This is a genomic window from Polymorphospora sp. NPDC051019, from assembly GCF_040683055.1.
Taxonomy (GTDB): domain Bacteria; phylum Actinomycetota; class Actinomycetes; order Mycobacteriales; family Micromonosporaceae; genus Polymorphospora; species Polymorphospora lycopeni.
This window is the reverse complement of the sequence record NZ_JBFBCH010000002.1, coordinates 459,713-479,154: the sequence shown is the minus strand read 5'-3', so window position 1 is coordinate 479,154 and position 19,442 is coordinate 459,713. Positions and strand designations below refer to the sequence as shown.

The 19,442-nt window shown below is 73.0% G+C and carries 20 protein-coding genes; 11 read left to right on the top strand and 9 right to left on the bottom strand.

The genetic code is table 11. The features are described 5' to 3' along the window. Positions 1 to 17 precede the first annotated feature (17 nt). On the top strand, positions 18 to 818 hold the full coding sequence (locus AB0M79_RS06290) for an ABC transporter ATP-binding protein (RefSeq protein ID WP_364208400.1): 801 nt from the start codon (positions 18 to 20) through the stop codon (positions 816 to 818). A 117-nt stretch (positions 819 to 935) separates the two neighbouring features. Next, on the top strand, positions 936 to 2,564 hold the full coding sequence (locus AB0M79_RS06285; protein WP_364208397.1) for a cellulase family glycosylhydrolase: 1,629 nt from the start codon (positions 936 to 938) through the stop codon (positions 2,562 to 2,564). An 86-nt stretch (positions 2,565 to 2,650) separates the two neighbouring features. On the opposite strand, the gene AB0M79_RS06280 is transcribed toward AB0M79_RS06285, so the two are convergent. Further along, on the bottom strand, positions 2,651 to 3,637 hold the full coding sequence (locus AB0M79_RS06280) for an LLM class flavin-dependent oxidoreductase (protein WP_364208394.1): 987 nt from the start codon (positions 3,635 to 3,637) through the stop codon (positions 2,651 to 2,653). A 95-nt stretch (positions 3,638 to 3,732) separates the two neighbouring features. On the opposite strand from AB0M79_RS06280, the gene AB0M79_RS06275 reads away from it, so the two are divergent. Both AB0M79_RS06275 and AB0M79_RS06270 read left to right on the top strand, forming a co-directional pair. After that, on the top strand, positions 3,733 to 4,623 hold the full coding sequence (locus AB0M79_RS06275) for a ribokinase (protein WP_364208391.1): 891 nt from the start codon (positions 3,733 to 3,735) through the stop codon (positions 4,621 to 4,623). Positions 4,624 to 4,685: 62 nt separating this feature from the next. Continuing rightward, on the top strand, positions 4,686 to 5,096 hold the full coding sequence (locus tag AB0M79_RS06270; protein WP_357532785.1) for a YccF domain-containing protein: 411 nt from the start codon (positions 4,686 to 4,688) through the stop codon (positions 5,094 to 5,096). Between the two features lie 42 nt (positions 5,097 to 5,138). Here the strand turns inward: AB0M79_RS06270 and AB0M79_RS06265 are convergent, their stop codons facing one another. The 4 genes from AB0M79_RS06265 to AB0M79_RS06250 all read right to left on the bottom strand — a co-directional run bounded on the left by AB0M79_RS06265 (position 5,139) and on the right by AB0M79_RS06250 (position 8,484). Next, the gene (locus tag AB0M79_RS06265) at positions 5,139 to 5,951 is read right to left on the bottom strand and encodes a hypothetical protein (protein ID WP_364208388.1); all 813 of its coding nucleotides are present in this window, start codon (positions 5,949 to 5,951) and stop codon (positions 5,139 to 5,141) included. A 140-nt stretch (positions 5,952 to 6,091) separates the two neighbouring features. Further along, positions 6,092 to 7,108, bottom strand: a complete 1,017-nt coding sequence (locus tag AB0M79_RS06260; protein WP_364208385.1) for a LacI family DNA-binding transcriptional regulator — start codon at positions 7,106 to 7,108, stop codon at positions 6,092 to 6,094. Between the two features lie 225 nt (positions 7,109 to 7,333). Beyond that, positions 7,334 to 7,813 (bottom strand): DUF6232 family protein, encoded by a 480-nt coding sequence (locus AB0M79_RS06255; RefSeq protein ID WP_364208382.1) that lies wholly within the window; start codon positions 7,811 to 7,813, stop codon positions 7,334 to 7,336. Positions 7,814 to 7,875: 62 nt separating this feature from the next. Beyond that, the gene (locus AB0M79_RS06250) at positions 7,876 to 8,484 is read right to left on the bottom strand and encodes a DUF6232 family protein (RefSeq protein ID WP_364208841.1); all 609 of its coding nucleotides are present in this window, start codon (positions 8,482 to 8,484) and stop codon (positions 7,876 to 7,878) included. 149 nt (positions 8,485 to 8,633) lie between these two features. Here AB0M79_RS06250 and AB0M79_RS06245 point away from each other — a divergent pair, with 149 nt between their 5' ends. From AB0M79_RS06245 to AB0M79_RS06235, 3 genes are all read left to right on the top strand, one after another. Next, the gene (locus tag AB0M79_RS06245) at positions 8,634 to 9,407 is read left to right on the top strand and encodes an enoyl-CoA hydratase-related protein (protein WP_364208379.1); all 774 of its coding nucleotides are present in this window, start codon (positions 8,634 to 8,636) and stop codon (positions 9,405 to 9,407) included. Positions 9,408 to 9,564: 157 nt separating this feature from the next. Continuing rightward, positions 9,565 to 11,526: an Hsp70 family protein gene (locus AB0M79_RS06240; RefSeq protein WP_364208376.1), complete on the top strand. Its 1,962-nt coding sequence runs from the start codon at positions 9,565 to 9,567 to the stop codon at positions 11,524 to 11,526. Between the two features lie 74 nt (positions 11,527 to 11,600). Continuing rightward, positions 11,601 to 13,223, top strand: a complete 1,623-nt coding sequence (locus AB0M79_RS06235) for an acetolactate synthase (RefSeq protein ID WP_364208373.1) — start codon at positions 11,601 to 11,603, stop codon at positions 13,221 to 13,223. Here the strand turns inward: AB0M79_RS06235 and AB0M79_RS06230 are convergent. From AB0M79_RS06230 to AB0M79_RS06215, 4 genes are all read right to left on the bottom strand, one after another. Then, on the bottom strand, positions 13,196 to 14,845 hold the full coding sequence (locus AB0M79_RS06230; protein WP_364208370.1) for a DUF6020 family protein: 1,650 nt from the start codon (positions 14,843 to 14,845) through the stop codon (positions 13,196 to 13,198). The genes AB0M79_RS06235 and AB0M79_RS06230 overlap by 28 nt on opposite strands. A gap of 119 nt (positions 14,846 to 14,964) precedes the next feature. Beyond that, positions 14,965 to 15,387 carry a PLD nuclease N-terminal domain-containing protein gene (locus tag AB0M79_RS06225; protein WP_364208367.1) on the bottom strand — a complete coding sequence of 141 codons (423 nt, stop codon included), beginning with the start codon at positions 15,385 to 15,387 and terminating at the stop codon, positions 14,965 to 14,967. A 27-nt stretch (positions 15,388 to 15,414) separates the two neighbouring features. Further along, positions 15,415 to 15,729, bottom strand: coding sequence for a DUF202 domain-containing protein (locus tag AB0M79_RS06220; RefSeq protein WP_364208364.1), 315 nt, complete (start codon positions 15,727 to 15,729; stop codon positions 15,415 to 15,417). A gap of 96 nt (positions 15,730 to 15,825) precedes the next feature. Next, positions 15,826 to 16,218, bottom strand: coding sequence for a DUF202 domain-containing protein (locus tag AB0M79_RS06215; RefSeq protein ID WP_357532766.1), 393 nt, complete (start codon positions 16,216 to 16,218; stop codon positions 15,826 to 15,828). A 41-nt stretch (positions 16,219 to 16,259) separates the two neighbouring features. Here AB0M79_RS06215 and AB0M79_RS06210 point away from each other — a divergent pair, with 41 nt between their 5' ends. The 4 genes from AB0M79_RS06210 (at position 16,260) to AB0M79_RS06195 (ending at position 19,434) form a co-directional block, all read left to right on the top strand. Next, positions 16,260 to 17,057 (top strand): GNAT family N-acetyltransferase, encoded by a 798-nt coding sequence (locus AB0M79_RS06210; protein ID WP_364208361.1) that lies wholly within the window; start codon positions 16,260 to 16,262, stop codon positions 17,055 to 17,057. 2 nt (positions 17,058 to 17,059) lie between these two features. Continuing rightward, a complete protein-coding gene (locus tag AB0M79_RS06205) occupies positions 17,060 to 17,467 on the top strand; it encodes a hypothetical protein (RefSeq protein ID WP_364208358.1) in 408 nt (135 codons plus the stop codon). Between the two features lie 200 nt (positions 17,468 to 17,667). Then, a complete protein-coding gene (locus AB0M79_RS06200) occupies positions 17,668 to 18,462 on the top strand; it encodes an electron transfer flavoprotein subunit beta/FixA family protein (protein WP_364208355.1) in 795 nt (264 codons plus the stop codon). Positions 18,463 to 18,474: 12 nt separating this feature from the next. Then, positions 18,475 to 19,434, top strand: a complete 960-nt coding sequence (locus AB0M79_RS06195; RefSeq protein ID WP_364208352.1) for an electron transfer flavoprotein subunit alpha/FixB family protein — start codon at positions 18,475 to 18,477, stop codon at positions 19,432 to 19,434. Positions 19,435 to 19,442: the final 8 nt, after the last annotated feature.

The following is a 19,442-nucleotide window of genomic DNA, read 5'->3' as shown; positions in this document are numbered from 1 at the left end:
AGGTGGTGCGTGGTTGGATGGGCATCGTGGCGGACGAGGACCTGGTGATCGACCTCGACGGGGTCGGCGTGCAACGATCCGGCAACCACCTGCTGCGCGACGTGACGTGGCAGGTCGAACTCGACGAGCGGTGGGTGGTGCTCGGGCCCAACGGGGCCGGCAAGACCACCATGCTCAACCTCGCCGCCGGTCGGCTGCACCCGACCACCGGCACGGCCCGGATCCTCGGCGAACGGATCGGCCGCACCGACGTCAACGAGCTGCGTACCCGGATCGGCCTGTCGACGGCGGCGCTCGCCGAGCGGATCCCGGCGCGGGAGCGGGTCGTCGACGTGGTCGTGACCGCGGCGTGGTCGGTGGTGGGCCGGTTCCGGGAGAGCTACGACCCGGCCGACGAGGCCCGCGCCCGCGGGCTGCTCGCCCAGCTCGGGGTCGCCGGGCTGGCCGAGCGGGACTACGGCACCCTGTCGGAGGGGGAGCGCAAGCGGGTGCAGGTGGCCCGGGCGCTGATGACCGACCCGGAGCTGCTGCTGCTCGACGAGCCGGCGGCCGGACTCGACCTGGGCGGCCGGGAGGACCTGGTCGCCCGGCTGGGTGAGCTGGCGATGGACCCCGACGCCCCGGCGATCGTGCTGGTCACCCACCACGTCGAGGAGATCCCGCCGGGCTTCACCCACGCCCTGCTCGTGCGTGACGGCGAAATCGTGGCGCAGGGGCTGATCGGCCGGACGCTGACCGGTGAGCTGTTGTCCAAGACGTTCGGCGTGTCGCTGACCGTCGACCGGCACGGCGACCGGTTCACCGCCCGGGCGGCCTGAATCCCGCTGCCACCGCCGTGTGGATTACTGTCGATGGGTTGACCTGACTGTAAGTCATCTTTACAGTTCTGTTTCGACGCGTGTCGGCAGCACCCCCACGACAGTAGAGGCAGTGAAATGTCCAGACTGCGCTTGATTGCGGCCGGGGTCTCCGCCGCCGCGCTCGCCCTCGCCGGCGTCCTGGTGGCCGCCCCCGGCGCACACGCCGCGACCGCCAGCTTCGCCAAGGTCCAGGACTGGGGCAGTGGCTACGAGGCCCGCTTCACCGTCCGTAACGACACCAGCAGCACGATCACGAGCTGGCGGGTCGACTTCGACCTGCCGTCCGGCTCGACCCTCGGCAGCTACTGGGACGCCCTGCTCACCAGCAGCGGCAACCGGCACAGCTTCACCAACCGGTCCTGGAACGGCACCCTGACCGCCGGTGCCACCGCCACCTTCGGCTTCATCGTCAACGGCACCGGGACCCCGGCCAACTGCACGGTCAACGGCGGCTCCTGCACCGGCGGCGGGAGCGGCGACACCCAGGCCCCGACCGTGCCCGGCAACCTGCGGTCCACCGGCACCACCTCGTCGAGCGTGTCGCTGGCCTGGAACGCGTCGACCGACAACGTCGGCGTGACCGGCTACGACGTCTACCGCGGCGGCACCATCGCCACCACCGTCACCGGCACCAGCGCCACGATCAGCGGCCTGAACCCGTCGACCTCGTACGCCTTCTCGGTGCGCGCCCGCGACGCCGCCGGCAACACCTCCGCGCAGACCGGCGCGCTCAACGTCACCACCGCGTCCGGTCCCGGGACCGGGGGCACCCCCGCCGCGATCAACGGCCAGCTCCGGGTCTGCGGCGTGCAGCTCTGCAACCGGTACAACCGCCCGATCCAGTTGCGCGGCATGAGCACCCACGGCATCCAGTGGTACGCCCAGTGCGTCAACAACGCCTCGCTCGACGCGCTCGCCACCGACTGGAACGCCGACGTGCTGCGCATCTCCATGTACATCCAGGAGGGTGGCTACGAGACCAACCCGCGGCTGTTCACCGACCGGGTGCACGACTACATCGAGCGGGCCACCGCGCGCGGCATGTACGCCATCGTCGACTGGCACATGCTCACCCCGGGCGACCCCAACCACAACCTGGCCCGCGCCCGCACCTTCTTCACCGAGATCGCGCAGCGCCACAAGGACAAGACCAACATCCTGTACGAGATCGCCAACGAGCCGAACGGCGTGAGCTGGTCGTCGATCAAGAGCTACGCCGAGCAGATCATCCCGGTCATCCGGGCCCAGGACCCGGACGGCGTCGTGCTGGTCGGCACCCGTGCCTGGTCCTCGCTCGGCCTCTCCGAGAGCTCGTCGGAAACCGAGATCATCAACAACCCGGTCAACGCGACGAACATCATGTACACGTTCCACTTCTACGCCGCGTCGCACGGCACGACGTACCTCAACGCGCTGTCCCGGGCCGCCGACCGGCTGCCGATCTTCGTCACCGAGTTCGGCACCCAGACCGCCTCCGGCGACGGGGCGAACGACTTCACCCGTGCCCAGCAGTACCTCGACCTGATGGCGACGAAGAAGATCAGTTGGGTCAACTGGAACTTCTCCGACGACTTCCGCAGCGGCGCCGTATTCAACACCGGCACCTGCAACGGCAGCTCGTACACCGGCACCGCGGTGCTCAAGCCGGCCGGTGTCTGGATCCGCGACCGCATCCGTACCCCGGACAACTTCCCGACCAGCTGACGGTTCCGCGGCGGGGCGGGACGGCCATGGCCGTCCCGCCCCGTCCGTCTGTCCCGGGCCCACGCCCGGCGGCAGGGGTACGACCCTCAGGACCGGGTGCGCAGGGTGGGGAGCAGTTCGTCGGCGGCGAGGGTGATCTGGGCGACGGCGAGCTGCGGATCGGTCGGCGGGCGGAGCACGATCGCGTCGGCCCCGGCCGCCCCGATCCGGTCGTACGCCGCGAGGCACTGTTCGGCCGTACCGGCCATCGCGAACCGGTCCACCCACGCCTCCGGCAGCGCCGCCGCCAGCCCGTCCACATCGGACGTCGCGGCGGTCAGGACGGCCAGCTCGTCGGCGAGTTCGGCGTCGCCGGGCTGCAGGCGCCCGCCGGCCAGCCGGATCGCGATCTCGCGTCGGGCGGTCCGCCGGTCGGGGTCGAACTCGAAGTCGACGTAGACGGTCAGCCGATGGTCGTCGCTGCGGCCCGCCTCCCGCCGGCCTTCGTCGATCATCTCCCGGGCCCAGCCGATGTAGGCCGGGCTCGCCCCCTCGGCCAGGATCGTGCCGTCGGCGACCCGCCCGGACAGCCGCATCGACCGTTCGGCGCGTACGCCGAGGGACAGCGGCGGCACCTGGGCCGGCGGGAACTCCAGCGCCACGTCGGTCAGCCGGGCGTACCGACCATCCACTGTGACCGTCTCGCCGGCGAGTAGCGCGCGTACGGCCTGGACGGTCTCGCCGAGCACCGCAAGCGGCGACGGGTGGGCGGCCCCGACCTGTTCGAGCCACCCGCCGACGCCGTGGCCGAAACCGGGCAGCACCCGGCCGGGGAACAGCCGGCAGAGGTTGGCCAGTTCCATCGCGGCCAGGGCGGGGTTGCGGAACGCCGCCGGCAGGATGCCGATCCCGACCCGAAGCCGTTCGGTGCACGCGAGGGCGACCGCCGCCGCCGACACCGCACCGGTGAAGAAGCAGTCCTCGACGACCCACAACTCGTCGTATCCGGCGCGTTCGACCAGCCGCGCGTAGGCCGGCAGGTTCTCCGGCGCGTTCTCGCAGCGGTACAAGAACCCGATCGGCATCCGTCCCATGCCTGGCAAGCCTGCCAGACCGGACGCCCGCCCGCGCCCCGGCCACCGCCGGGCGCACCGGTCCATAGACTGGCGGCCGGATCGGGAGGTGGGTCGTGCAGCGTGTCCGGATCGCCGTCGTCGGCAGCGCCAACATGGACCTGGTGGCGGTGGCGCCGTCGCTGCCCCGACCGGGCGAGACGGTGCTCGGCACCGACTTCGTGATGGTGTCCGGCGGCAAGGGGGCCAACCAGGCGGTCGCGGTCAGCCGGGCCGGCGGCTCGTGCGTGATGCTCGGCGCGATCGGCTCCGACTCCTTCGGCGTCACGCTGAAGGCCCGCATCGCCGGCGCCGGTGTCGACGTGTCGCAGTTGCGGGTCGTCTACGGCGCGTCCGGTGTCGCGCTGGTGGTGGTGAACGCCGCCGGCGAGAACACCATCGTGGTCACCCCGGGCGCCAACGGTGCGTTCACCGCGCTGACCGGGCCGGAGTTGGACATCGTACGGGACGCCGACATCATGATCGCCCAACTGGAGATCCCGGTCGAGACGGTGACCGAGGCGGCGCTGGCCGCCCGTGCGGCGGGCACCCGGGTGGTGCTCAACGCCGCGCCGGCCCGGACCCTGCCCACCGAGTTGCTCGACGCGGTGGACCTGCTGGTGGTCAACGAGGTCGAGGCGCAGGCGCTCACCGGCCGGGGCCGCGAGGAGCCGGCGGCGTTGCTGTCGGTCGTGCCGCGCGCGGTGCTGACCCTCGGCGACGCCGGCGCCTGGTACGTCGACCGCGACGGCACCGCCGCGCACGTCCCGGCGTATCCGGTGCGGGCGGTGGACTCGACCGCCGCCGGTGACGCCTTCACCGGGGCGCTCGCCGTCGCCTGGGCCGAGGGACGGGACCTGGTCGAGGCGACCCGCTGGGCGTGCGCGGCCGGGGCGGCGTGCGTACGCCGGGTCGGCGCCTCGGTCTCGCTGCCGCACCGCGCGGACATCGACGCCCTCTTCGGCTGACCGGCCCGGTGGGGGTGCCGGGCCGAACCGGCACCGTTGCCCCGATCGGGCACCATTGGTACATGATCCGCTTCATCCTGAACCTGCTCTGGCTCGTCTTCGGCAGCGGTATCGTGCTCGCGATCGGCTACGGCATCGCGGCGCTCATCTGTTTCGTGCTCGTGGTGACCATCCCGTTCGGGGTGGCGTCGCTGCGGCTGGCCTACTACTCGCTGTGGCCCTTCGGCCGCACCCTGGTGCCCAAGCCGGGGGCCGGCGTCGGGTCGGGCATCGCCAACATCCTGTGGGTGGTGCTCGCCGGCTGGTGGCTGGCGCTCATGCACATCGTCGCCGGGATCGGGCTGTGCGTGTCGATCGTCGGCATTCCGTTCGGGATCGCGAACTTCAAGCTGGTGCCCGCGGCGTTCTGGCCGCTCGGCCGCGAGGTGGTCGAGATCGACGACCTGCGCCGGCCGGGCACCGTCACGGCGTGACGGCGGCCCCGCCCGGCCGGACCGGCCGGGCGGGACCCGCGGTCAGTCGTTGTCGTCGGCCAGCCGCTCCTCGCCGCGCCGGCGCAGCATCCGCAGGCCGGGGATGCCGGCGACGGCGAGCTTCAGGTCGCGGGTCACCTCCAGCAGGTCGTGGATGTCCGGGCCGACCCGGTCGAGGGTGCCCAGGATCGGCAGCACGTCGGAAGTGAGGTGTTCGGTCAACCGGGGCAGCTCGTCGACCAGCCGGATCGCCGCGTCGACCTCCTCCGGGGACAGCTGCTCGACGAAGCGGACGGCCATCGGCGCGGCCTTCTGCAGCGTCGGCGCGTACGTCGTGAGCAGCTCGTCGGCCTTGCCCGCCGTGCCCTCCACCCGACCGACCACCCCGGCGGCCTTGCCGGCGACCGCCTCGGCCGCGCCGACCACGACGCCGGCCGAGCCGGCGACCTTCTCGACGTCGGCGAGCACCGTGCCGGCGGCGGTGGCGATCCGGGTCACCTCGGTGATCGTGGCCGACGCGGCGTCGGTGATCGTGTCGACCTGACCGACGGCCGCCTTCGCGGCGGTGGTGATCTCGTCGACGTTGCCGACGGCCCGTTTCGCGGCATCGGTGATCTCGCCGACCTGCCCGACCGCCCGCTCGGCGGCACCGACCGCGCTCTCGGCCCGGTCGAGGACCGTCTCGACCCGGTCGACGACCCGGTTGATCCGGTTGACCAGCGCCTCGACGCTGTCGAGCACGGCGAACGCGCGGGCCGGTACGGCGGCCAGCGTCCCGGCGGTGTCCACCGCCTGGCCGACGGCGGCCCTGGTCAGGTCGAACACGGCGGAGGGGCGGGGGAGCGGCAGCGGCATCCCCACATTGTGCGTCGGCGGGACCACCGTCGCCCACGCCGGCCCGGTCGAGCCGCCCACGCCGGCCCGGTCGAGCCGCCCACGCCGGCCCGGTCGAGCCGGCCCGGTCGATCCCGCCCGCGCCCGCCCGGTCGGTCCGGTCACGTGGTGCCGGCCGGCGCGGCGCCGGCCGCGCTCGCCCGCACGACGAGGTCGACGGGGAAGACCAGGCGCCAGCGGGCGGCGGCCCCGCCGTCGAGCAACGTCCTGGTCGCGGCGGCGGCCATCTCCTCGACCGGCAGACGTACGGTCGTCATCGGCGGGTTGACGGCCGTCGCGATGACGCTGTCGTCGAAGCCCACCACGCTGACGTCGTCCGGCACCCGGCGACCGGCGGCGGTGAGGGCCTGGATGGCGCCGGCCGCCATCAGGTCGCTGGCCGCGAAGACCGCGTCGATGTCCGGCCGGGTCGCGATCAGGCGGGCGGTCGCCCGGTAGCCCGCCTCCCGGCGGAACTGGCCGTCGCCGGTGATGTCGGGCAGGCCGGTGGCGCGGATCGCGTCGAGGTGCCCGACCCGGCGGCTGGCCGCGCAGGTGTTGCCGGCCGGACCGTGGACGGCGGCGATCCGGCGCCGGCCGAGGTCGTGCAGGTGGGTGACCGCGGCATGGGCGCCCTGCGCGTTCCGGGCCTCCACCGCGGGCACCCGGTCCGCCGTCGCGCCGAGGGACACGACCCGTTCGCACCGGTCGTGGAACCGGGTGGCCAGCGGGGGCGGGACGTTGACGAGGATCGCGCCCTGGGTCGTTGTCCGCGCGATCTCGTCGATCGACCGGTGTGCGGCGCCCTCGGCGAGGAGGCGTACCCGCAGGTGGGTGTCGGTGCCGGCGAGCGCCGCCAGGGCGCCGGCGACCACCCGGCTGAGGTACGGGTTGGTGCCGAACCGGGCCGAGTCCGCCTCGAAGCCGACGGCGACGAGGTCGATGACGTCGGTCCGGCCGAGGGCCAGCATGCGGGCCGCCGGGTTGGGCCGGTAGCCGAGGCGGTCGACGGCCTGGTGGACGCGCGAGCGTGCCTCGGCGGACGTGCCCCGGCCATTGTTGATCACTCGGGAGGCGGTGGCGCGGGAGACGCCGGCCACCCGGGCGACGTCCTCGATCGTCGGTCTCCGGTCCTGCATGTCGACGGCCTCCCTCCGGCCGGTGCGGTTCAACTCATCTAGAGAGCGCTCTCGCGACTTGGTCGCACTTATGCTGAATCAGGTGCTGATCCCCACACTGTGAGGCAGGTCAGGGTGTCAGAGTAGGTGAGAGAGCGCTCTCTTAGCTAGGGGCCGATCGGGTCGGCGCGACGCGCCGACCCGGCCACCCCGGATCGGTGACGCGGTGCCCGGCCGGACCCGCCGTCATCGCGGCTCACCGTGTTCGACGGCACGCTGCACGGCCCGGTAGATCTGCCCGAACCGGTGCGCGTCGGAGGTGCGCAGCAGCAGGACCTCCTCGCCGGCACACTGCACCCAGATCTCGTTCACGGCTCCACCCCGCGAGTACGAACGGTCGAGCCAGCCGAGCGGCACCTCCAGGAACGGTGCGAGCGCGAACGCCCCGACGGCGCAGACGGCGACGATGATCAGGGCCAGGCTCCAGTTGGCCCGGTCGACCGCGGAGTAGGCGAGCGAGAGCAGGCAGACGACCGCGACCAGCGGCGGGGCCGAGAGCAGAAAGATCAGCAGGCCGCGTACGGCAACCCGGGTCCAGGTCCGCGCCGACCCGCGTCCGCGCTGGTGCCAGACGTACGTCAGGTCGGCCATCCGGTAGCTGCGCCCCTCGACGTGGATCGAGGTCGAGGTCACCTGCACCGAATCGTCCCGATAGAAGAGCGTCACCCTTCCAGCAAAGCGCGTCGGCCGGAAGACGGACAGACCTTCTGTCGATCACCCGACGACAGTTACGTCGATCGTGGACCGGCCGGGCGCGGGATGCGCCCACCCGCCGGGGTAGGGCGCCGGGCCGGTGCCGCGCCGGACGCCGGCGGAACCACTGACGCGGGACCCGGCGCGCGCCGCACCGGTGGCCCGGCCCGGCCGGGACTCGGCCGGGGACCCGGCGGGGCCTCCAGCGCCCGCTGCAACGCCCGGTAGATCCGGCCGAACCGGGCGGCGTCGGGAGTGTGCACCAGCAGCACCGGCGCGCCCCGCACCTCGGCCCAGATCTCCAGGTCGTGCACGCCCCGCTCGTACGACCGGTCGAGGCGGCCGAGCAGCAGGTCGGCGAGCGGGCCGACGGCCAGCCCGACCAGCACCGAGGCGGCGACGACCGCGATCGTCACGGTCACCGAGGCACGGAGCTGCACCGCCACGGCGATGCCGAACGCGGCGGCGACCAGCGGGCCGGCCATGGCGACGCCGATGGCGCCCCGCCCGGCCAGCATCCGCCAGTTGCGGGTGCCCCGCTGGTGCCAGACCCGGGTCAGCGAGTCCAGCGGGTAGGCGCGCGGTCCCACCCGGATGGCCTCCGAGGTGACCTGCACGGCCCGGTCGCGGTAATAGGTGATCATCACAGTGCCCATGTCGAGTCCGTCTCCACGTAACCTACCCAGGACGAGCGGCTGTGGCGCCCGCACGACCGTGATCCGGCCGTGCGGCCAACCGGATGACGTAGACCTGATACGGACCGGACGGCCGGAACCAAGAGGAAGGCGGCACCGTGGGCGAATTCGTACGCGTGGAGATCAACGACGGCATCGGCACGATCCGGCTGGAGCGGCCGCCGATGAACGCCCTGAACAGCGTCGTACAGGAGGAGTTGCGGGCCGCGGCCCAGGCCACCACCGCCGATCCCGGCGTCAAGGCGGTGATCGTGTACGGCGGCGAGAAGGTCTTCGCGGCCGGCGCCGACATCAAGGAGATGGCCGGGATGTCGTACGCCGACATGGCCGACCGCGCCGTCGAACTGTCCGGCGCGCTCGGTGCCATCGCCCGCATCCCCAAGCCGGTCGTCGCCGCGATCACCGGCTACGCCCTCGGCGGCGGCTGCGAGCTGGCGCTGGCCTGTGACTGGCGGGTCGTCGCCGACGACGCGAAGCTCGGCCAGCCGGAGATCAAGCTCGGCGTCATCCCCGGCGCCGGCGGCACCCAGCGGCTGGCCCGCCTGGTCGGCCCGGCCCGGGCCAAGGACATCATCCTCTCCGGCCGGATGGTCGACGCCCAGGAGGCGCTGCGGATCGGGCTCGCCGACCGGGTGGTCCCGGCCGACCGGGTCTACGCGGAGGCGGTCGCGCTGGTCACCCCGTACGTCGACGGACCGACCCAGGCGGTACGCGCCGCGAAGCTCGCCATCGACGGCGGCCTGGAAATGGATCTGGCCTCCGGTCTGGCCTGGGAGAGCCAGCTCTTCGCGGCGCTGTTCGCCACCGACGACCGGCGGGAGGGCATGGCCGCCTTCGTGGAGAAGCGCAAGCCGGACTTCACCGGCCGCTGACCAGGACCGCCGGGCCGGCTCCGGAGATGAGCCGCGCCGGGCCGGCGGACCACCGCCGGCCCGGTCGCCCCGGGGGTGCCGGGCCGGCCCGTCGGGTGTCCGACGGCAGTGTCCTCGATCGACAGCGCGGCGGCCCGCCGGCCGTACACTCGGCGTCATGCCAGCCAACCCGGCGCCGCCATCCGGGCACGCCCTCGGCGTCGATTTCGGCACCTCGCACACCGTCGCGGTGGTCCGATGGCCGGACGGCCGGGCCCGCCCGCTGCTGGTCGACGGCTCGCCCCTGCTGCCGTCGGCGGTCTACGCCGAACCGGGCGGGGGCATTTCGGTCGGCCGCGACGCCGTGCACAGCGCCCGGCTCGACCCGTCCCGGTTCGAGCCCAACCCGAAGCGCCGCATCGACGAGGGCACGGTGCTGCTCGGCGACCGCGAGGTGCCGGTGGTCGACCTCATGGCGGCGGTGCTCGGGCGGGTGGCCGAGGAATGGCGGCGTACCGTCGGTCAGGTCACCCCGCGACTGACCCTCACCTGCCCGGCGACCTGGGGTGCCACCCGGCGCGGCCAGCTTGCCGACGCGGCCGGCCGCGCCGGGCTGGGGCAGGCCCGCCTGGTGGCCGAGCCGGTCGCCGCCGCCACCTACTTCGCCGAGGTGCTCGGCCGGGACGTGCCGATCGGGTCGGTCGTGGTGGTGCACGACTTCGGCGCCGGCACGTTCGACGCCAGCGTCGTCGCCCGCCGGGCAACCGGGTTCGAGGTGCTCGCCGTCGACGGGTGCGACGACGTCGGCGGGCTCGACATCGACGCCGCACTGCTGGCCCACCTGCGCACCACCTACGCCGACCGCGGCAGCCGGGAGTGGGAGCGGCTCGCGAATCCGTCCACGGTGGAGGAACGGCGGGCCAAGCGGCAGCTGTGGGACGACGTACGGGTGGCCAAGGAGCGGTTGTCGAGGCGGCCGGCGGCCGACCTGGTGATCCCGCTGCTCGACCTGGAGGTGCACCTGACGCGGGAGGAACTGGAGGGGCTGGCCCGGCCGTTGCTGGAGCAGACCATCCGGGTGACCCGGGGCGTGATGGGCCGGGCCAACCTGGCCGACGGTCAGGTCGCCGGCGTCTTCCTGGTCGGCGGTTCCAGCCGTATCCCGTTGCTGGCCACGATGCTGCACCGGGCGCTGGGCACCGCCCCGGTCGTGATCGAACAGCCGGAACTGGTGGTGGCCGAGGGAAGCGTCCTGGCCGGCACGGCCCTGCTGGCCAGCCGCCCGTCAGGCGCCGAGCCACCCCCGCCGCCGATCCCCGGCCCGCTGTCTCCACCACCGATCCCCGGCCCGGCGGTGCCGGTCTCCGGGCCGCCGGTTCCCGCGCCACCGGTCTCCGGGTCGCCGGTTCCCGCGCCACCGGTCTCCGGGTCGCCGGTTCCCGCGCCACCCGTCTTCGGGCCACCGGCCGGACATCCGGCGCCGACGTCCGGCGCGCCCGTCTCCGGGTCACCGGTGTCGGGTGCGCCCGTCTCCGGGCCGCCCGTACCGGTCTCACCGGTCGCCGGCCAGCCGCCACGCACCGTCGGGCGGGTCATCGTGCCCGACGCCGTACCGCCGCCCGGCCGGCCAGCCACCGGTCCGGCCGGCCCGCCGGTGGCACCCACCCGGCAACTGCCCCGGGTCCCCGGTCAGCCGCCGGTCGCCCCGCCATCGGCCGGGCCGGGCCGGATCGACCCGACCCGGATCGAGCCGGTGCCGCCCCCCGCCGGGCCGCTCCCGTCGCCTCCGCGACCGGCATCCCGGACCGCGCCCACCCGCCTCGACCCCGACCCGCCCCGGTTCGCCGCCGAGCCGCCCCGCCCGGCGGGCGTCCCGCTCCGGCCGGTGTCGCCGCCCCCGCGCCAGGTCTCCGTACCCCGGCCGGTGTCGCCACCCGCGCCGCCTCCGGCGTACCCGCCGGCGCCGGCCCGCCGGCGGCCGGGACCGGTCCGCCGGACCCTGCGCACCCTGTTCGTGCTCACGGTGCTGGTGGGTACCCCGGTGCTGGCCGGCGTGATCGCCTTCCGGGTCGGCGAGGGGGAGTCCTTCGGCGAGGTGGTGACCGACCTGCTCGGCAGGATCGGCATCAGCCTTAGGTGAGTCCTGTTCATGTTCTGTGAAACTGGCCGGTAACCTGCACCGTGGATCGACGACACGATGGGAGTGGATGGCGCATGACGGAGCAGATCGAGGGACACGGCGGGGAACTGGCCCTCGCGGCCCTGCGGGCGGCCGGGGTCAACGAGATGTTCACCCTCTCCGGCGGCCACGTCTTCCCGCTCTACGACGCGGCGTACAAGACCGAATTCCCGATCTACGACGTACGCCACGAGCAGTCCGCGGTTTTCGCCGCCGAGGCGGTCGCCAAGCTCCAGCGTCGCCCCGGCCTCGCCGTACTCACCGCCGGCCCCGGTGTCACCAACGGGATCTCCGGCCTGACGAGCGCCCACTTCAACGCCTCGCCGGTGCTGGTCATCGGCGGCCGGGCGCCGGCCTTCCGGTGGGGCTCCGGCAGCCTCCAGGAGATCGACCACCTGCCGCTGGTCAGCCCGGTCACCAAGAAGGCGGCGACCGTCTTCGCCACCGACGAGATCCCGGCCGCCGTACGCGACGCGCTCACCACCGCCCTCACCCCGCACCGCGGCCCGGTCTTCCTCGACCTGCCGCTGGAGGTGTTCTTCTCCACCGGTGAGGCCGACGCCCCGGCCGCCCCTGACGTCCCGGTCGTCGAGTACGACCCCGAGGAGGTGGCGCGGGCCGCGACCCTGATCGCCGGTGCCGTCCGCCCGGTCATCATCGCCGGCTCCGACGTCTACGCCGCCGACGCGGTCGCCGCGCTGCGCGAGGCGGCCGAGGCGTTGCAGGTGCCGGTCTTCACCAACGGCATGGGCCGGGGGGCACTGCCGCCGCAGCACCCGCTCGCCTTCGCCAAGGCCCGCCGTACGGCGCTGCGCGGCGCCGACGTGATCGTGGTCATCGGCACCCCGCTGGACTTCCGGCTCAGCTTCGGCGACTTCGACGGCGCCCAGGTGGTGCACATCGTCGACGCGCCGGGACAGCGGGCCACGCATGTCGAGGCGACCGTCTCGCCCGCCGGCGACCTGCGGCTGATCCTGTCCGCCCTGGCCGACCACCGGGGCGACCGCGAGGACCACAGTGGATGGGTCGCCGACCTGCGGGCCGCCGAGGACGCCGCCCGGGCCCGCGACGCCGAGGAGATGGCCGCCGAGACCGACCCGATCCGGCCCGCCCGGATCTACGGCGAACTGCGCCGCGTCCTCGCCGCCGACGCGGTCACCATCGGCGACGGTGGCGACTTCGTGTCGTACGCCGGCCGCTACCTCGAACCGTCGGTGCCCGGCACCTGGCTCGACCCGGGGCCGTACGGCTGCCTCGGCACCGGCATGGGCTACGCGATGGGCGCCCGGGTGACGTACCCCGACCGGCAGATCTGTGTCCTGATGGGCGACGGTGCCGCCGGGTTCTCGCTGATGGACGTCGAGTCGCTGGTACGGCAGAAGCTGCCGGTCGTGATCGTGGTCGGCAACAACGGCATCTGGGGGCTGGAGAAGCACCCGATGCGCGCCATGTACGGCTACGACGTCGCCGCCGACCTGCAGCCGGAGCTGCGCTACGACGAGGTGGTCCGGGCGCTGGGCGGCGCCGGGGAGACGGTGGCGAAGGCCGCCGACCTCGGCCCGGCACTCAACCGCGCGTTCGACGCCGGAGTGCCGTACCTGGTGAACGTCCTCACCGACCCCGCCGACGCCTACCCGCGTTCGTCCACTCTGGCCTGAGCCGTCGGTCCGTCGTGGTCCCCGCGCTGCAGCGGCAGCGCGGGGCCGGCATCGTCGCCGCCGGGTCCGACCAGCGCCTGCTCGGCGGCGGGGACGGTCGCCTTGTCGGTGCCGGTCGACCCGACCGGGCTCGCCGCGCCGTCGACACCCGAGCGCTGGGCCGGGGCGGTGGCCGGGGTGTTCCGGCGGACCGCCAGCAACGGCAGCAGCAGGACGCCGAGCACGTATGGCGCCGCCATGTAGCGTGCCGCCTGCACGTTGTTGACGATCATCACCGAGATCTGGTTGCCGGCCGACAGCGCGGCGAGGGCGAGCAGCGCCGGCTCCCGCCGCCGCCAGGCGGCGAACCCGATCACCGCGTAGGCCACGTACGTCCACGTGGCTCCCCGCCACAGCAGCCACTCCACGCCGGGTTCGTTGGCCAGCCGGGTGAGTTCCATGCCGATCCGGTGCGCCCGTTCGCTCAGCGGCCGCGTCCGTACGGTGTGGCTGAACGGGCTCTGCTGGAAGGCGGGGTCCCGCTCGATGAAGATCGGCAGACCCCACGCCGAGGGATTGCGGCTGATGGTGCCGGCCGGCAGCGGGTTCCAACCGATCGAGCTACGGCAGATCCGGGCGTCCACGATCGTGCCGGGCGCCCGCCGCAGCGCGGCGACCCAGACGTCGACGAGGGCGTCACCGTGGACCGAGGCCGCCCGCCGGTCGAACGGCCGGGCGTAGGTGAGGGTGTCGGCGTGGTAGCAGTCGGCGGAGTCGCGCCAGTGCGACAGGGGAGCGACCCGGGCCATCACCTCGGTGTGCTCGGCCGGGAAGGCGGCCGGGTTGGCGGCGTACGCGACCGAGATGTCGGCGAACATCGCCTCGTACGCGACGATCGATTCGCTGTCCCGTACCCCGAGTGCCGGCAGCAGCGCCCAGTTGGTCAGCAGTGCGGCCGTCACGGCGGCGACCGCCGCGAGCAGCAGCCGCCCGGCGGGCCGCAGCAGCAGCACGCCAGCGACCGCGACGATACCCACGACGATGAAACCGTTCTGCCGGAAGAGGCAGATCAGCGTCATCTCCACGGCGGCGGCGACGAGCAGCCCGGCCGGCAGGACCGGCCGTAACCCGTCCCGGCGCCGGGCCACCGCCCGGGCCAGGGTGCCGAGCAGGAAGACGTGGCAGATGACGAACGGAACGTCTTTCCAGACGGCGATGACGAATCCGCCGACCGGCGGCAGGGCCACCACGACGACCGCGGCGCCGGCCGCCAACCAGCCGGGTACGCCGAGCCGGCGCAGCCCGCCGACGGCGTACGCCAGCCCGACCGCCATGGCCACGGTCTGCAGGAAGGTGAGCGCACCGAGCCCGCCGAAGACCTGCAACGACAACCAGACCAGGCCCGTGTACGTGACCGGATGGTGGGTGTTCCAGGTGCCGGTCGTCGACTGGGTGATGTAGACCAGAGAGTCGGGACTGAACAGCCCGGGATGATGGACCGCCCACCAGAAGAGCAGCACGAGCTGGGTGAGGGCGTACGTGACCAGAACCGGACCGGGCACCCGGAGACCCGCCGCGGGGCTGGGCCGGCGGCCGGTGGCGACTGCGGTTCCGGCGACGTTCGGTGGCGTGCCGTCGTTCATGGAAGCCGTTTCTCGGGTCGCGCACCGGTCGGGGACGGTCGCGGGCTTGGTGGACGCCCGATTCTACGGCTTGTCGGAAACGGCACCGCCCCGCCGAGTTCAGTTCCGGCGTGGCGTCGCTAGTTTTCCGGCGTGGCGTCCCCGCGCGGCTGCTCGCCGGCCGGCCGGCGTACGTCGCTCTCCTGTTCACCGGCCTGCCGGCGCAGGTCACCCTCGCGGCGACGCAGGTCCTCCTCCCAGCGTTGGAACATCTCGCGGTCCTGCCGGGCCTGCTCGGCCTCCAGCGACCGCAGGAACTCCGGATCGTCCTCGGGCGCGAGCGGGCGCGGCCGCTCGACGACCGGCCGGGCATCCGGGCGGGCCGGCCGGCCGGCCCAGAAGTACGCGGCCGGGCCGAGCAGCGGAACGAAAAGGATGAGAAGGATCCACACGGCGCGGGGCAGGGCGCGGATCTCGGTCTTCTCCGGCGTCAGGCAACTGATCAGCGCGGCCGCCGCGAGTGCGACGTGTGCCACGAAAAGGAATAGGAACAGGCGGGCCATCCCGCAATGATGCCCCGCCGGAACGGCTTAGCCCAGGCAGACCAGAACAAGTACGGTCCCGAGTACGGCATAGCCCACGATGATCAGGGCGGCCAGCGGCAGGGTACGGCCGGCAACGGGCGGCCGACCGGCCCGCAGCGCGGCGGCCCGGCGCCGGCCCAGGACGAGCAGCCCGACCCAGCCGAGCAGTGCCGCCGTGGCGAGCAGCGCACCCGGGACCGGGCCGACCCCCGGCGCGGTGAGCACGGCCCGGGCGGCGAGCACGGCGACCGCGAGCGCCCCGATCGAGGTACGCCGCCAGGCGAGAGTGGTCCGCTCGGGCTGCAGCCCCGGATCACTCACGACGGGCCTGCGCTTCGCTCCGGCCCGTCGTGAGTGGCCCTGAGCTGTCTGGTTCGCTCGCTGCGCTCGCTCACGGCGTGCCCGCGCTTCGCTCGCTCACGGTGCCGGCTCGCCCCGGGCGGCCTGGATCAGGACGGCCACGATCAGCAGCGTGGCGCCGGCACCGATGACGGCGGCGAGCACGAGCGGGAAGCGTGAGGTCGGCAGGTCGGTGCCGAGCCGCATGGCCCGCTCGGTACGGGTCCAGTGCGCGACCGCCCGTACCGCCACGGCCGCGCCCAGCGCGAGCAGTCCCACGGCGATCACCTCCCGCAGGTACGGCAGCGGCAGCGGCGGCAGGAACTGGGCGGCGGCCAGCCCACCGGCGACCAGCGCGAGGCCGGTGCGGATCCAGGCCAGGAACGTCCGTTCGTTGGCCAGCGAGAACCGGTAGTCCGGCGTGTTGCCGACCCGTCTGGTTTCCTCGGGGTCGAACCACTGTCGGAGCATGAAACGGATTATCCGGTGGACTGGACCCATAGGCTGGTCAAGTGACCGATCTTGACATTGACGCGCTGCGCCGGACGTACGACAACCAGCTCCGGGCCCGGGTGCCCGATCCGCTGCCGGAGGGGACGGTGGTCGAGCACGACGGCCCGCTGGTCCGGATGCTCTACGCCGGCGAGGGCGGCTTTGTCACCTACCGCGACCTGGGCGGGCTCACCGACGCCGGGCTCGACGACCTGATCGCCAGGCAGCGGGACCTGTTCAAGACGCTCGGCCGGGAGGTCGAGTGGAAGCTGCACGGCCACGACGAACCGGCGGACCTCGGCGACCGGCTGCGGGCCGCGGGCTTCGAACCGCAGGAGCAGGAGACGGTGGTGATCGGCCCGCTCGCCCCGCTGGCGGCGATGCTGCCGGTGCCGCCGGAGGGGGTCGAGCTGCGTGAGGTGACCGCCCGGGCCGACCTGGACCGGATCGCGCGGATGGAGGAGCAGGTCTGGAACGATTCGCGGGGCTGGCTGGCCGACGGGCTGGAACGGGAGATCGCCGCCGACCCGCACTCGGTGACGGTCGTGGTCGCGGAGGCCGACGGTGAGGTGGTCAGCGCGGGCTGGGTGCGCTACGTGACCGGTACGCCGTTCGCCACGCTGTGGGGCGGTTCGACGCTGGAGAGTTGGCGGCGGCGGGGGATCTACCGGGCGCTGGTCACCTACCGGGCCCGGCTGGCGGGCGTCCGTGGCCACACGATGTTGCAGGTCGACGCCTCCGACGACAGCCGGCCGATCCTGGAGCGGCTCGGGTTCGTGGCGGTCACCACCACCACCCCGTACGTCTACACTCCCTGACCGTGGGTGAGGCACTGAGCGCGGACGAGAAGATGACCTTGAAGACCGCCGCGTTCGGGGCGGTCTTCCTGGTTTCCAACGCCGACCCGGGGCTGCGTGCCCTGGTCAGGGAGAGTTACGCCGCGTCCGGGGTGATCGTCGAGACCGGTGGGCTGGTGCGTGAGGCGCTGACCACCGGCGGCCTGCCCGATCTGCGGGGCGAGTCACCCACCGAACTCGCGACGGCCGTGTTGCCGGCGCTGGAGGAGTCGGTGGCGCTGCTGGCCGACCGGGCGCCGGACGAGTTGGCGAACTTCCGTACGGCGGTCATCAAGACGGCCGAGCAGGCCGCCGCCGCGGTGTCCGGGGTCAGCCCCGCCGAGGCGGAGATGCTGGACCGGATCCGGGCCGCGCTCGGCGTGACCGGCTGATCCTTCCGCGACACGCCCTCGGCGTCTGTGGTGAGTTGTGTCACGTCAGGTGTCGGGTCGACCTAAGCTACTTGTGGGTAACATCGGTCGTGGGAAACTCCACAGCCGCCCCTTGTTGACCGAACGTTCAGGTAGGCGAGAGGCTGCGCCCGGGACCGGGTGAGCGTTTGTAACACCTACAGGAGGGTCGTCGAAACACGATGAACATCGTCGTACTCGTCAAGCAGGTGCCAGACTCCGGCTCGGAACGGAGCCTGCGCACAGACGACAACACCGTCGACCGGGAGTCGGCAAACAACGTCATCAACGAGATGGACGAATACGCCATCGAAGAGGCGCTGAAGATCAAGGAAGCGTCCGGCGGCGACATCACCATCCTGACCATGGGCCCCGACAAGGCCACCGACACCATCCGTAAGGCGCTGTCGATGAGCCGCGGCAGCGTCTTCATCGACCGGGCCGTACACGTCGTCGACCCCGCCCTGCACGGGTCCTGCGCCGTCGCCACCTCCAAGGTGCTCGCCGCCGCACTCGGCACCCTCAACGCCGACCTGGTCCTGTGCGGCGCGGAGTCCACCGACGGCCGGGTCCAGGTGCTCCCGCACATGCTCGCCGAGCGGCTCGGCATCGCCGCCCTCACCGGCGCGCGGAAGCTCACCATCGACGGCGGCACCCTCACCGTCGAGCGGCAGACCGAAGAGGGATACGAGGTCATCACGGCCAGCACCCCGGCGGTCGTCTCGGTCTGGGACACCATCAACGAGCCCGGCTACCCCTCCTTCAAGGGCATCATGGCCGCCAAGAAGAAGCCGGTGCAGACCCTGTCGCTGGCCGACCTCGGGGTCGCCGCCGGCGACGTCGGCTTCGACGGAGCCACCAGCGCGGTCGTCGAACACGCCAAGCGGCCGCCGCGCACCGGCGGCACCCGAATCACCAACGAGGGCGAGGGCGGCGTCAAGCTGGTCGAGTTCCTCGCTTCCGAGAAGTTCGTGTGAGAGGTAGCGGTCATGGCTGAGGTACTCATCGTCGTCGAGGCCACCCGGGAATTCGGCGTCAAGAAGGTAACGCTCGAACTGCTCACCCTCGCCCGTCAGCTCGGCAGCCCCTCCGCCGTCGTACTCGGCGGACCGGGCGCCGTGGAGCGGTTGTCCGACAAGCTCGCCGAGTACGGCGCCGAGAAGATCTACGCGGCCGAGAGCGAGGAGATCGACGGCTACCTGGTGGCGCCCAAGGCCACCGTCGTCGCCGAACTCGTCAAGCGGGTCCAGCCCGCCGCCGTCCTGCTCGCCGCCAGCCAGGAGGGCAAGGAGATCGCCGGCCGGCTCGCCGTCAAGCTCGACAACGGCGTCCTGTCCGACATCGTCGACCTCGCCGCCGACGGCACCGCCACCCAGGTCGCGTTCGCCGGATCGACGATCGTCAAGTCCAAGGTGACCCGCGGCCTGCCGCTGGCTACCCTGCGACCCAACTCGCTCGCCCCGGCGCCCGCCCCGGCCACCCCGGCCGTCGAGCAGGTCGAGGTGCAGCTCGGTGCCGCCGACAAGCTCACCCGCGTGGTCGAGCGGGTCGCCGAGCAGAAGGGTGCCCGGCCCGAGCTGACCGAGGCGTCCGTGGTCGTCTCCGGCGGTCGCGGCGTCGGCAGCGCCGACGGCTTCAAGCTCGTCGAGGATCTCGCCGACGCGCTCGGTGGCGCCGTCGGCGCCTCCCGCGCGGCCGTCGACGCCGGCTACTACCCGCACCAGTTCCAGGTCGGGCAGACCGGCAAGACCGTCACCCCGCAGCTCTACATCGCGCTCGGCATCTCCGGCGCGATCCAGCACCGGGCCGGCATGCAGACCTCGAAGACGATCGTCGCGGTCAACAAGGCCGACGACGCCCCCATCTGGGAACTGGCCGACTTCGGCGTCGTCGGCAAGCTCGAGGAGGTCGTACCACAGGCCATCGAGGAGATCCGCAAGCGCAAGTGAAACGAGCG